At 55.7% G+C, this 14,362-nt stretch carries 9 protein-coding genes; 2 read left to right on the top strand and 7 right to left on the bottom strand.

Features of this window, described 5'->3' with window-relative positions:
- A partial coding sequence (locus RMSM_RS20320) for a choice-of-anchor Q domain-containing protein (protein ID WP_040768476.1) occupies nt 1-3,832 on the top strand: 3,832 nt, incomplete at its 5' end.
- A gap of 237 nt (nt 3,833-4,069) precedes the next feature.
- Here RMSM_RS20320 and RMSM_RS20325 read toward each other — a convergent pair.
- From RMSM_RS20325 to RMSM_RS20345, 5 genes are all read right to left on the bottom strand, one after another.
- A complete protein-coding gene (locus tag RMSM_RS20325) occupies nt 4,070-5,542 on the bottom strand; it encodes a DUF1501 domain-containing protein (RefSeq protein WP_008700437.1) in 1,473 nt (490 codons plus the stop codon).
- 7 nt (nt 5,543-5,549) lie between these two features.
- Nucleotides 5,550-8,519: a DUF1549 domain-containing protein gene (locus RMSM_RS20330; protein ID WP_160168335.1), complete on the bottom strand. Its 2,970-nt coding sequence runs from the start codon at nt 8,517-8,519 to the stop codon at nt 5,550-5,552.
- A gap of 263 nt (nt 8,520-8,782) precedes the next feature.
- Entirely contained in the window at nt 8,783-10,501 is a 1,719-nt protein-coding gene (locus RMSM_RS20335; protein ID WP_008700441.1) for a DEAD/DEAH box helicase, read from the bottom strand.
- Nucleotides 10,502-10,732: 231 nt separating this feature from the next.
- Nucleotides 10,733-11,266: a hypothetical protein gene (locus tag RMSM_RS20340; RefSeq protein WP_008700444.1), complete on the bottom strand. Its 534-nt coding sequence runs from the start codon at nt 11,264-11,266 to the stop codon at nt 10,733-10,735.
- Entirely contained in the window at nt 11,267-11,488 is a 222-nt protein-coding gene (locus RMSM_RS20345) for a hypothetical protein (protein WP_008700445.1), read from the bottom strand.
- Nucleotides 11,489-11,874: 386 nt separating this feature from the next.
- On the opposite strand from RMSM_RS20345, the gene RMSM_RS20350 reads away from it, so the two are divergent.
- A complete protein-coding gene (locus RMSM_RS20350; RefSeq protein ID WP_040768480.1) occupies nt 11,875-12,330 on the top strand; it encodes a hypothetical protein in 456 nt (151 codons plus the stop codon).
- Between the two features lie 334 nt (nt 12,331-12,664).
- Here the strand turns inward: RMSM_RS20350 and RMSM_RS20355 are convergent, their stop codons facing one another.
- Together RMSM_RS20355 and RMSM_RS20360 are read right to left on the bottom strand one after the other, a co-directional pair.
- Nucleotides 12,665-13,201, bottom strand: a complete 537-nt coding sequence (locus RMSM_RS20355) for an NUDIX hydrolase (protein WP_008700453.1) — start codon at nt 13,199-13,201, stop codon at nt 12,665-12,667.
- A 98-nt stretch (nt 13,202-13,299) separates the two neighbouring features.
- The gene (locus RMSM_RS20360; protein ID WP_040768482.1) at nt 13,300-13,737 is read right to left on the bottom strand and encodes a DUF2203 domain-containing protein; all 438 of its coding nucleotides are present in this window, start codon (nt 13,735-13,737) and stop codon (nt 13,300-13,302) included.
- Between the last annotated feature and the right edge of the window lie 625 nt (nt 13,738-14,362).

The following is a 14,362-nucleotide window of genomic DNA, read 5'->3' on the forward strand; positions in this document are numbered from 1 at the left end:
TATCGCCACCGATGATGGCAGCGAAGGTGTTTTGCCAAACAGCTCTCAGGGGCAGCGGGTCGCCAGTGGTGGTGGGCTGTGGGTCGCCGGCACGCTACAGATGCATCGCGTTGCGGTCGAAGCGAACGAGGCCCTGGGAAGTGAACATGATGTGGGAGGCGGCGGGCTGTATGCCGCTGCAGACAGCCGTATCCATTTGGACGAGGTTCATTTCGCTGGCAATGTTTCTGCGTCCAGTGGCGGCGGGATCTTCACTCAAACTGCCGAATTGCATGTTCAGAATTCGACGTTCACCGGCAACATTGCGGCTCGCTACGGCGGCGCGATCGGCTTGGCGGGCAACCGCGATGCCAAACTCGACGCGACGACGTTCGCCCGCAATTCCGCCGGGCTCGGTGGCGGTGCGATCTACAACGACGGCGTCACCGTCGCGATCACCACCGCGACCATCGCCGACAACGAAACCGATGGGAATGGCGGCGGCATCTACAATCATTTTGGTGTTTTGACGATTCACCAATCCACGCTGTCGAGCAATCGTGCCCAATCCGATGGCGGCGGCTTGTTCCAATTCGATGCCACCGCGCGGTTGATCAATAGTACCGTCTCGGGAAACGTTGCGAGCGGCAACGGAGGCGGGATTCGCGATGTCGATAGTGGGTCCACGTTGACTCATGCCACGATCGCGTTAAATGTTGCCGCACAGGGCGGCGGGCTGTTTTCCGATGGAACCAGCACCGCAATGCTCGGCAATTCAATCGTATTAGGGAACAGTTCGGATTTGGTCACGGCATCGCCGACGGTGGGACGCAATAATCTGATCGGCGATCCGGCGTCCAGCGGTGGACTCGATCCTTCGCTGCAGAGTGAGAATATTTTGGGACGAGATGATGGGGGCGGCGGACGTGTGTCATGGCCGTTCTCGGCTGTGTTGAAGCCGCTCGATTTCTACGGCGGCGTCACGCAAACTCATGCGTTGGTCCATCAAATTGACAATCCCGCTATCGGTGCGGCACGCCGTTCGGTGGCCGTGGACGAACTCGGAAACGCATTGACAAGCGACCAGCGTGGTAGCGTTTTTGCCCGTGGGGCAGAGGCGTTTGGGGATTCGAATTTGGACATCGGTGCGTATGAATTGCAATCGTTGCCGGTGGATCGGTTTGTGGTGACGACGCTTGATGATGAACGGGATGCCGATCCGCTTGCGAACGACATGTCGGACCTCAGTCTGCGCGAAGCGATCGATCTGGCCAACGCAAGCATCGGGCTGGATCGTATTGAGTTTGATCCGTCGCTGACGCAAGGCGTGATAGAATTGTCGCTCGGCGAATTGGTCATCCGAGATGACTTGGAACTGGTCGGGCTTGGGGCGTCGCGTCTTTCGATCGATGGCAAAGGCAATTCGCGAGTGTTCACGATCGACGACCGCGATTCGAACCGGTCCATAAACGTCCTTATTCGCGACGTCGAATTGACTGGCGGTCGGACGCGTGGGACGGGCGTTTTCGGCAGTGGGGGGGCGATCTGGTCGGCGGAAAACTTGACGCTGCAGAGCAGTCGCGTCACAGGCAATACTGCCGATTCGCTTGGCGGCGGCATTTATTCGGCACCCCGCAGCGAAACCGTGATCCAAAGCAGCACGATCGACAACAATCAAGGCCGCTTTGGCGGCGGAGCGACGCTGAGCCATCAGAGCCGGATCGAACAGAGCACGATCTCAGGAAACCACGCTACACAGAATGGCGGCGGACTGCTGCAATTCACCGGGACGTCCGAGATATTGCAGAGCACGATTTCCGGGAATACTGCCGATTCGCTCGGCGGTGGTATCGTTTCAGCCAACGCCGCCACAACACTGACTCATTCCATTGTCGCTGGCAATGAAGCGACAACGGGTAATGATTTATCAGCCTTTGGTGGTGCATTTTCTGGATCGTTCAACCTGATTGGGGATCCCACGTCGGACGGCGGATTCGATCACGGGCAGGACTCGAATATCGTCGGACAAGCTTCGCCGCAAGGACGTAGCGTGATTCCGATCCAGGACATTTTAAAGCCACTGGCAATGAACGGCGGCCCGACTCCGACGCATGCGTTGATGCCGTCGTCGATGGCAATCGACGCTGGGAACGCGGCCGCTCTACCGATCGCAGACACAGATCAACGTGGAGGCCTGTACGCGAGAATTGTGGGAAGTAGTGTTGATCTCGGATCGTACGAGCAGCAATCCGAAACCAATCTTGTTGTGGTCGTGACCACCGCCGATGATCAAGCGGACCCTAACCCCGCGAGTGCAGCGAATTTAGAAATGAGTCTTCGCGAAGCCATCGCAATCGCCAATGCGAGGCCGGGCGAATTCGAAGTGCGGTTTGCGGAGTCCGTTGCCTCGCCGCTGCGAATTCAACTTGGCGAAATCGACATCCGCGACGATGTCGTCTTTGTCGGCGACGAATTAAAAACGACGATGATCGACGCGGAGGGAGCAAGTCGTATCTTTTCCGTCTTGGGGGCGGGTGTTCGAGTGAATTTGCAGTCGATGACTCTGACCGGCGGGCACGCCGACCAGGGCGGGGCGATTTTTGCCAATGACGCTCACATCGAACTGCATGACTCGGTCATCACCGGGAATGTCGCCACAAATCGAGGCGGCGCGATCGTATTGAATCAGGGGTCAATGACGCTGATCAACAGCAACGTCATTGAAAACCACGCTGCCGTATCCGCGGGCGGAATCTATGGAAACGATGTCGCCGTGACGTTAATCCAAAGCACGGTGGCGTCCAACTCGAGTTCACTCGGCAACGGATTCTTTGTCACCCGCGACGACGATGGGCTTCGTTTTCAGAGTACGCCGAAGGGCACGCCGTCCGGCGACGATGGGATCGTGATCCAAACCGGAGCGATATGGGTGCTTGGCACCGCCGCGGATGAAACGTTCCGTCTCGACTTCGACCCTGAATCGCTCGTCGATACGATCGATCTTCGGTTCGAAGGAGGCGGTGGCAGAAACACGCTTCAGTTTATGACATCGGCGACACCCGTCCGATTGCGTGGGGATGTGTATCAAACAAGCAATTTTGCCGTCATCCAACTTGCCGAAGACGCCGCGAGCGATTTGTTCATTGATGCGGATGCGGTATCGCGTTTAGCACCGCAAAGTGAATCGATCCAGGTGGGCAGTTTCGCGGGCGGCAATATATGGCTTAGCGATCCGGCGGATTGGCGGATGGGATCCACTCGAATTCGCAACGGAATCTTTTTGCGTTCGCTGGTCAATGAACGCAATCCGCTGCCACGAGTGATCGAAGCCGGATTGCCGTTGCCATGGCAGAATCTAATTCGCAAGTCCGATACAAACAACGACGGAGTGATTACCGCTGCGGACGCCTTGCTGGTGATCAATGAACTCGATTCAAAGACCTATTCGTTCGAAGACGGACGATTGCAAAATCCTCTCGCAGTTATTGATTGGCCCGATCGCTATTTCGACGTCAGTGGCGATGGGGTCGTCTCGGCCTTGGATGCGTTGCAAGTGATCAATGCACTGGCGCGACTGGAAAGCGTATCCGATTTGGAGATTGCGATCACAGCCGCCACGCCGTGGTTGGATCCCATCGATTTACGCAAACTGGTTGCGGGCGAAGAAGTGGTGACGGTGGTGGCCACGCCACAGTCAAACGGGCCTTTCGCCGAACCAGCGTTGCAGCGGTCGCCCACGCGAGTGGTCCCGATTGCGGACGCAGACTCACGCGGCGCCGCCGAAACAAAATCGTCACTGGACACTTCCATCGAGGCCTTTTTTGCCAGCACCGACGCGTTTGATTTGCTTTAGCCGCGGTGACAATTGTGTTTAACGGCTTGTCGATTTCATCTTTTGACAGTCAGCCGCAGGTGTACTCGCATCTGAATCGCGTACGCCTATCGGCTAACGGTTAAACGAAGCATTCGAAGTGACGTCCACAACCTTCACGGCATTGGCTAAAACTGCCAACCAACCCAGTGACTCCTGGTTTTGCGTAACTTCAGCAGCGTTGTTCGTGGCAATCGGTTTTCCAATCAATTGTCGGATTCAACTGGCCAAGACTTCCTTTAAAACATGCCCGTGGACGTCGGTCAAACGGCGATCAATCCCGTTATTTCGTACTGCCAATCGCGTGTGGTCGATTCCCAATTGATGCAGGATCGTTGCGTAGATGTCATAGACTTCGGTGCGCTGCGTACTCGATTGTGGTTTGTAGCCCCATTCATCACTCGGGCCATAGCTGCCACCTTGGATGCCGCCTCCGCACAACCAATTTGTAAACACGAATGGATTATGGTCGCGACCTTGGCTGCCTTGAGAACATGGCATTCGTCCAAATTCGGTCGTCCACAGGATGATGGTGTCGTCGAGCATCCCACGTTGTTCCAAATCTTTAATCAGCGCCGCGGCTCCCGTCGCCATGCCACGTGCCAAAGGTTCGTGGTCACGCTGGACGTTCTCGTGGCTGTCCCAATTACGTCGCGGATGCCCGTTGTCATTGCCGCTCCAAACCTGCACAAAACGAACGCCCCGCTCAAGCAAACGACGGGCGACCAAGCACTTACGACCAAAAAATTCCGTCTCGGCCCGTGTGTTGATGACTGAATCATCGATCCGTGATCCTTCGTCGGCGAGCCCATACATCGCCCGGATGTATTGTGGTTCGGCCGAAACGTCCAGTGCATCGGTGGCACTGATTTGCATGGCTGCGGCCAACTCGTACGATCGCACTCGCGCGGCAAGCCGGTTGTCATCAGCACGCTTTTCCGCGTAGGCGAGGTTCAGCTTGCGAAGCGTTTCCAAGCCGGCAACGTCACTTTCAGCCGTGATGAAATCGCTTTCGGGAGCGAACAGATCGCGAATCGGCGTCTCGTCGCCAGGACGGATGACGGTGCCTTGATGCTCGGCCGACAAGAACGCATTGGCCCAATTTTTGGCACCGTTGGAGGCCAAGCCGCGGTGGTCGGGCAAGACGACGAAGGCGGGAAGATTGTCATTCTCGCTACCCAGACCATAAGAGACCCACGATCCCGCACTTGGAAATCCTAGCAATTGGAAACCGGTCGTCTGCAGCAGCGTCGCTTGGCTGTGGACGCCCGTTTTTGCCACGACGTTGTGAATGAACGCAATCTTGTCTACCACGTCACCCAAAGGAGCGACAATGTCACTCATCATTTTGCCCGATTCACCGTAGGGTCTGAATGCCCACGGACTGGCCATGCATGCCCCCGGTGTACTTTGGAACAGTTCCACCTGTTCACCCGGATCCCAAGGCTGGCCATGTTGCTTTTTTAGAAGCGGCTTGTAATCAAACGTGTCCACATGGCTGGCGGCACCTGCCATAAACAATTGCACAACGCGTTTAGCACGCGGAGGGTGATGCAGCCGAGGTGTCGGTCCACTCGATGCGCCGCGAGCATGATCTCGGGCAAGCAAGTCGGCAAACGCGATACCCGCTAAACTCGAAAGCCCGTTTCCAATCCAGGAGCGTCGCGACAGCGGAGAGCGTGGGTGGTTCATGGGCTTGTTATTCCACATAGATAAATTGACTGGTGTTCAGCAGCACTCGCGCTAGGGTTGCTTCGCCATGCGTCTGCATCAAATTTCGCAGCATCGCGCGCTCGTGGTCATCGGGCGATCGCCCCCATGTCAGAACGCAGGCGAGATCGATTTGCTGGTCTGCCGTTTCCATGCCGGGCGTCGTCTTGATTCTCGCTGCAAAGTGTTTCGACATCGCCTCGGTCAAGCGATGGTTCCACTGCGTTAGAGCCTGAAGTGCCGTGGTCGACTCGTCACGCTGCGGGACACTGATCGATGGATCGGCACAATCGAGTGTCGTCATCATCGGCTGCGGCTGGCTACGGACGACAAAGCGATAGATGCTGCGTCGATGCGATTTGGGGTTATTGGGATCGTGAAGATGGTATTCGTAGTGCGGAGAGTGTTGCGGTTTTTCAATCACAAAATCTTGGAAACTTGGGCCTCCGCGTTCGTCCACTCGCAGCACACCGCCGATCGAAAGTAGAGAGTCGCGATACTCTTCGGCGGTCAATCGTCGACGGTTATATCGCCACAGCAGTGTGTTGTTTGAGTCGATGGCGGCATTGTGCTCGTTGTGGAAACTCGCTCGGCGGTAGGCACGGCTGGTGACCAACAATCGCACGATTGCCTTGATCGATTGTTGTGGATCATCGCGTAGCCGAGTGGCCAAATAATCAAGTAGCTCGGGATTCGTTGGCAGCGTTCCCATCCGGCCAAAATCATTCGGGGTGCTCACCAAAGCCTTGCCAAACACCCATTGCCAGATCCGGTTGGCGATGCTCCGCCACACCAATGGATTCTCACGAACGGTCAGGTAGCGAGCCAAACTTGCTCGCGACTCGGCTTCCGTTTCGCTATCGGCAAGATCCGGCTCGGATGATTTCGAGTGCCACAGCATCGGAAGTCCCGCAGCGACACGTTCGCCCGGTGATCGCAGGTCACCGCGGTGCAGTAAATGAATTGCGCGAGGTTTGCCTTCGGTTGGTTTGAATTTGCCTTGCGCATCGAAGTGCGTTGCCACCGCGTATACCTTAGCGCCCACCGGAAATTGACGCAGTTGTGTTCGCAGGTCGTCGAGCGACTGAGCGATTTTTGTTAGCCGTGACTCGAAATGGGATGTATCCAATTTTTGCAGGATTTCGTCGCGTTCTCGTTGCCACTGGATCAAGTTCGATATCGCAGATTCCCCTTCGACGCGGCGGTAGACGATGCCATCGGTCAAATTCTTGACACTCCACCTAGGCTCGGCCTCGATGCTGTCGAGCGAGCTGACGGCGGCATGCAGAGCTACGTTTTCACCCGACTCGGAATCCAATGCTTCGATTTCGCCCAACGCAAAGATGAAATCGTTGCGCCGCGGGGATAGCTTGGTGGCCGTCACACGCAAATAACGAAAGGAGTCACCCGTCGTTTCAACTACGATTTGCTCAAGCTTGGGATTCGGCTGGTCTTCGCCGCTAGCGTCGAAAACACAACGTACTGACGCATCGGAAAACTGCGCGTCATTGGACGTCTCGATACGGTACCGACGCGGAAATCCAAACCCAGCACCGATCGCGTTGTAATTGTCAAAGGCGGGGGTTAACCGGATCAGCGAGATCGAACGAGGTTCCCCAAAATCGATCTGCACCCACTTGGTCGTGTCTGGCGCGGACGCAATGTGGCTGTGGTAACCGTACGTAGCGGACGGTTCGATGCCGTGCCGCTGGATCAGTTCCTCGATATGACGATCGTGCGCTGCGGTGTGCTCGCCAATCGCACGATCTCGCTCGGCCTGTATTTCACCTTGCTGTTTTTCCAACCCTGCAATTTGTTCGGTCAACCGACGTTGTCGTTGCTTTTGTTCCGGCGACAATCCAGCGTAGACGCGATCGGCTCGATCGATCCCCGCAAACACCGCATGCAAACGGTAGTAGTCGTCCGAACGAATCGGATCGAATTTGTGATGATGACACTGGGCGCATTGAACCGTCGTGCTCATGAAAACGTTGAACACGGCCGAGACCATCTCGTCGCGGTCGAGATGTTTGGCAATCCGACCGTCGAGTTTTGCTTCGCCGACCTCGGTGTGTCCGATGAAATCCCAAGGGCCGGCTGCGAGAAATCCTAATCCGATAATGCCGTCGGGATCGCCTGGGAACAATGCATCCCCCGCAACTTGTTCCTGCACAAATCGCCAATACGGTTTGTCGTCATTGAAACTGCGAATGACATAATCGCGGTAAGGCCAAGCGTTGTTGCGTGGTTTGTCTTTGTCGTATCCATGCGTTTCCGCATAACGTGCGACGTCCAGCCAATGTTGCCCCCACTTCTCACCAAAACGGGGCGAATCAAGCAGACGGTCCACGAGTGTGGTGTAGGCGATATTGGGAGCCGACTGATCCTCTTCCAAATACGCCTGGATTTCAGCGGGTGTTGGCGGCAGCCCGGTCAGATCGTAATGCAGTCGGCGGACCAAGGTTGCCGGATCTGCGGTGCCGACCGGTCGCAGATCATTTTCGCGTAACTTGGCATCGACCAGCACGTCAATCGGATGGGTGGAGGCATTTGGTGCGATCGTAGGTGTGGGGTCGATCACGGGTGCGGCCAGCGGCCTAAGCGACCACCAATCCCGATCGGAAATCGATGGTTCGATTAGTATCACATCCTCAGGCCAATTCGCACCACTGGCGATCCATCGGCTCAGTACGTCGATCTCTGCGGGCGAAAGCGGCGGAGCGTCTTGCGGCATCTCCGCACTGCCATCGGTTGGCGTGATCAGTTCGATCAATCGACTGGTCTCGCCAGGTTCAATTGAAATCGCTCCGCTGTCGATCAAGTCGGTTGCAGTCGCTAGCGAAACGTCCCCACTGCGATCCACGTCGTTGTGACAGTTCAGACACCTCGTTTCCAGAAGGGGCGCCACCTCGGTAGCAAAGTCCACTGAGACGCCGGGTTCCGGTGGCGACGCGGACACAGACGCATGGGTTGCAAACGCCAGTGTGGTCAAGGCCAGCAAAAAGAGGAACGTCGCACGGCAGATCAGGCGACACCGAAATAGGTAGGCTGCGGGAAGCACGTGACACGCTTTCCTGAACACGGACGGGGCGACAGCGAAGGTAGAGGTGGGGTTGCTCTTCGCAGGTGAGGAACTGTCACTATAGCAGGAATTCACCACCGCGAGTGGCTTTCCGCGTCGCCATGGCTCCGGCGATCAGTCAAACGCTACTCTCTATAGAATCAAGCGACCTTTTTGCCGCACGGGGCACGCAAATCAAACAGACCAAAGATCTCTTCGCGGCTCAGACCGCCCGCTGCCACCGGGCCACCCTGTTCGGAGAACAAGGTGTCAAACATCTCACGTTTCTGATCCAAGACCGCCGCGATACGTTGTTCGATCGTGTTCATGGCCAACATTCGCGTCACCGTCACGGCGCCCTTGGCTCCGATCCGATGCGCTCGGTTGATCGCTTGGTCCTCGATCGCCGGATTCCACCAGCGATCAAACAGGAAAACGTATTCACAGAACTGCAGGTTCAATCCCACACTTCCCGCACCGTAGCTCATCAAGATCACGTGGCTGTCGGGATCGTTTTTAAACTTGTCGATCACCCCTTCACGTTGCTTGTGAGGCACTCGGCCGTGATATTCCAGTGGCCCAAACCGCTCCAGGGCCGGTTTCATCTGGTCAATGCTATTGACCCACTGGCTAAACACGATCGCCTTCTTGCCGCTCGCCGCAACCTCTTCCATATCGGCGACCAAACGCTCCAGCTTGGTGCTGCTGCCCGAGACGGGATCGAAATTGCAGATCTGTTTCAGCCGCAGCACTAATTCAAACACGTGCTGGATCGTCAACATCTCGTCGAGTTTTTCGAGCTGAATCACCCCTTCGGATTCCGCTTGCTCGTACGTGGACCACTGCTCGGGGGTGAGATCCAATTCAGCATCGCGATACAGTTTCGGCGGCATATCGTCGAGCACCATGTCTTTGGTGCGGCGCAGAATGTACTCGCGCGAGGCCGCAGCCATTTGTGGCATCGGCATGCCGATTTGCAAGAAGCCGGGCGACAGGAATTCGAAAATGCCAACGAGGTCGTCGGGCGAATTTTCAACCGGGGTGCCGGTCAATGCCCATGACCGGGTTCGCGGAATCGCTTTGACGATCTCGCTGGTCGTGCTGTTGCGGTTCTTGATCCGCTGTGCTTCGTCCAGTGCGACAAGGTCGAAATGCAATCCGCTCTCGAGCACCGTTTCTTTGTCACGCATCAACAGTTCATAATTGGCAACCTTGACCGGAATCTCAGGCGAACGCCACTGGAACTCGCGTTTGGCTGCATTGCCTTCGATCGCAGCCACTGGAATCTCCGGCGCCCAGACGCGAAACTCTCTCAGCCAATTCGAAACCAACGGTTTAGGGCATACCAGCAACACGCTACGCACTTCGCCGCTGCACAGCAGCAATCGAATCGTGCTGATCGCTTGCATCGTTTTTCCCAGTCCCATTTCGTCCGCCAAAACGCAGGCGAATCGGGGGAACATGAACGCAATCCCATCCAATTGGTATGGAAACGGTTCAAAGGGGAAATTCAATTGGCCGCTGCCGACCAACAAATCCAACGGGGGCTGCAGTAAGTAGTACAGACGGTCTTGCAGTTTGACGACGTCGTTCGGCGGTTTGATGCGGTGGCGTTTACGATCGACCTTCGGCTTCTTTTTCGTCGCCTCGGCGATCTTGACGCTGTTCGATTCATTGCCTGGTGCCGCAGGCTTCGCATTCGGTGGAACCCATTGGTTCGCTTCGGGAAACAAGAATCCTGTGACGCGAGCCTTCAGCGGTGACACACGGATCGGCAACGACCGCGGTTCGATGGCATCGATCGCCAATTCGTAGGTGCCCGTCGGAACAAGATCGCTCTCACACCAACTGGCTTGCGAGTTAATCTCGACGTTCAACATAAGGGCTTTTATTCTTTCGATCCGTAGCGGAATTCGTCAACGGCTTGTTGATTTATTGAGCCGCGACGCGTCAGTCGCCGGGGCCTACGCACTACCCGGTGCCTCACGACCCACGGCTCACCGTTGCGATTTGATTTAGTTTGTCTTTAGAATGCATCGTTCAACCGTTAGCCGTACGCATAACCGATGCAAGTACGCCATCGGCTGACTGCTAAACGAATTTAAACTTCACTAAGCGGCGCGTGCGATTTGCGATTGGGCCTCGCGGATCGCTTCACGAATTCGCTCGAACGGTTCGATCGCATCGGGCATGTCTTCAAAGTGTTGAGCCAGTGATTCGACGGCGCTGACGCGTTCCAGTGGGACATGCAGTGTGGCGTTGACCAACGCAACTTGGGACGCCCCGGTCAGCATGTCGTTAGTGATTGGACCCTCGTCGCCTTCGGCCGCTTCGGAAACAAGGGCTACCGGCACATTGCCTTGTGAGTTCAGCGAGAGTGATTCAATTTGGTCACAGCACAACAGCGACAACGGGGTGCGGCATTTGGTGACCAACATCGGGCCGATCACTTCGCCGATCAAATGGTCTCGCATCGTGGTCCCGAACAGAATCTCGTGGGCTCGAGACGGACGGACGGGCAGCGTGCACTGAAACTCGACCGGGCGACCACTGCGGTTCAGAATCAACAACCCTCCGGTCCAACCGGTGCGGTCGTCTTGAACCACCGTAAAGTATCCAATCGTCGGGTTGGTCGGATCGGGCATTCAGTTCTTAACGGGGGTGAGAGGAAATCGGACTTGTTCAATAACGGACGAGAAGTTGCCGTTGGCAGTAACCATGGCATTGGGGACCACGGCGACCGCGACGCGTTTGAGACGGGTGGGGTCGCCACTCCACAGCGTCGGGACGATCATGTTTTCGCGTCCGGACACAGCGGGATTTTCGGAGCGGTCGATCCCTAGCGAACTCATCGGCGTTCGGGTCATGCCGACTTTAACGGTTGAATCTGTAATTTGGCCCGCTGGTAATCCAGGCGGTTGGTGAGGTCAAGGTGATTTAGGGGGATCGGTCGGCAAGTTCACCGCCTCGATTAGAAATTTCGATTGTCAGCACGGTTTGCTCGACAACTCCATTTTTTGCTGGTTATACTCGGGGCAATCATCACGCCACGGCAATGAATGCAAGCACGCTAGCCCGCAGCGTCCGCGGTAAAAAATGTCCGCTGTTTGAAATGCTGTTTGAAATATTGTTCGGCCCATTTGTTTTTAGGCAATTTTGTTGATGCACTGCAACGATGGCCCCGCCGTTGTGTTTTTTTCAGTGCCTCGATGACTTTATCGCCCTCGCAGTTAACGCAATAGGAAACCACGCCATGTCTTACGACCAGGAACCTGCCTCGCCTATGTTCCGTATTGACGTTTCTCCCGAATCTGGATCTGACTCTTCGATCTCCGAGAGCCGTTTGACCATCGAACTGTTGCGTCAAATGGTGGCGAGCCAGAATCAGCAGAATCGTTTGCTGCAAGATTTGATCCAGCAGAACGCGGCGATCCAAAAACAACGCGCCGGCGAGTTGCAGCAGTGGAAGGACTCGAATCCCGAATTGTCACGTGCTTGCCGACAAGCGGCTGAAACATTAAGCCGAGTCCAAACCGGTTTCCTGGATAGTTTGACCGAAGAGATCTTGGAAAACGAAGACCATTTGATGGAAGGCGAGTTCATGCTCAATGAATTCGTCGATCGCTTTGGTCCCCGTTTGGCGCATCTCAATGGCGTGCTGCAAGTGCTCGCACAACTGGGAACCGGGCAACCGATCCAAAACTCCTAAGCCAGCCGGCTCGCATTCACATTGCGGGCACCAAGACAAACCGACCAAGCAAAAATCGGTTCGAGTTTTTCGACTTGTTGATTTAATCGTTTCACACTCAGCCGATGGCGTGCTCGCATCCCTTGGCGATACGCCTATCGGCTAACGGCCAATGCCATCTACTTTGGTAGTGGGACTCGCCAGAGTTTCTGGTGTTTCAACAGCAAAGATGGGAATTCTGGCGAGTCCCACTACTTGAGCCCCCCAATGGTTACCAAAGTAGATGGCATTGGGCTATCGGTGAAACGAAGCATTCGAAAGTTAGGCTAATTCAACAAGTCGTTTTGCTTCTCTGCTAAAACGCTCCCGCCAAAAACGCATACAAACCGACTAGCGTTTTGGCGTCTCGGATCCGCCCTTCGGCGATCCAGCTGCGAACCTCTTCGCGAGTGGCGATGCGATTCTGGATCTGTTCGGTCGCTTCGCGTGCATGTTCTCCGCGGGTCAAATCGCGAGCCGCGTACAACAACATCAGCTCGTCACTGATTCCCGGAGCCGAATAAAATTCGTGGACCAAGCTGACCGATTTCGCTTGGTAGCCGGTTTCTTCGATCAGTTCGCGAAACGCAGTTTGTTCGGCCGGTTCACCCGGTTCGCGTGTGCCGGCGGGCAGTTCCAACAAGGTTTCGCCCACCGTGGGGCGATTGTTTTCGATCATGACGAGCGTGTCGTCGTCGAGCAGCGGCAAAATCACGACGGCGCCCGGGTGACGAACCACCTCGCGGACATAGGTCTTGCCATCACTGCCCACGATCGACATCGCGTGCACGTTAAATCGGGCTCCCCGAAGCACGATCGATTCTGCGGGTTTAGCGGGATCGGCTTGATTCATCTCGTTGAACTCCGTTTCTTCAAAAAAAGAGATGCTTCAGAAGGAAGCGTTTACGCTGTGCACGCCCGTATCGAAACGGGACGGAATCGATCGACAATTTACAGGCATTTCTCGGTGCCAAAACTTTTCCGAGGCAGCGGACGTCGCAGTTCCGGGGCTTGGCCAGGGGCGTGCCAGTAATCGACGGAATCTTCGCCGAGCGACCAGCACAGGCAGGCCGGTTGGCGATTGACAATGGTCGGGAAATCGATGATTCCATTCAGCGGCAAATGAGGCGTGACCCCTAGTTCGGTCAATTCCACAATGCACCGCTCCAATTTTGCCTCTTCCTCGGCCAAGCTCACGCGAATGTCGTGCACCTCTTCTTGATACGAAGGGTGATCCATTCGCTCGGCCAATCGGTCGATTCCCGCGATTTGGTCCCGCTGCCGCTCGATCGAATGGCTTAACTGCAATGCCTCCCTCAGGATGATCCGCAGTAAAGGCAGCATCTCGGTCGCTGCTTTGGGCGTAAACATCTTGCCGCGAGAGGGCATTGAATCATCGTTACTGTGAAGGGCATGAACCATTTCGTTTGAACCGGTCACGAGGAGTGGGAGGCCTGCGATTTCAGTGAAAGTCTTGAAATTGCCTCAAGATGTCACGCTGCTTCGGTACTCACACAGAGGTGTCTACCTAACAGTACGACGAACGAAAAGCCCTAATGGTTCCGGGACGTCTAAAAACACCGCCGTAGGATTACTCGCAAAACCGAAGGGGCAATGCCGCCAGAAATGCTTGTTTTGGGGCGTTTGAGCAACTTTGGGGCCGAATTCAAGCCCACAATGAAGCGGGCGACATACCCTCTGGGAGGCCGAAAGGTCAAAAAACGGGCTTTGTCAAGGCATAATTCCTTGACTGATGCTATTTTTGACTTAGAGTTCATTGTGTCAGGAAAGCGGGCGTACACGGAGCGATCCTGCGGACACAACCGGCCTACGTGCGATGATCATAGTCATTGGGATCAGGAAACGGGATCGCCGAAGCGTTAGCTTCATTTGCCTCGACTCCTATCTATGGCACTGTGTCTAAAACGCATTGTGTTAACAACGCTGTGTGCATCGGGACTGTAGGCGAATTAAGTTTGAAGAATCAGGGCCGGTTAGGAAAGGACTGGAATCA

Origin of the sequence: Rhodopirellula maiorica SM1 (genome assembly GCF_000346295.1) — a bacterium.
In the GTDB taxonomy this organism is placed as follows: Bacteria; Planctomycetota; Planctomycetia; order Pirellulales; family Pirellulaceae; genus Novipirellula; species Novipirellula maiorica.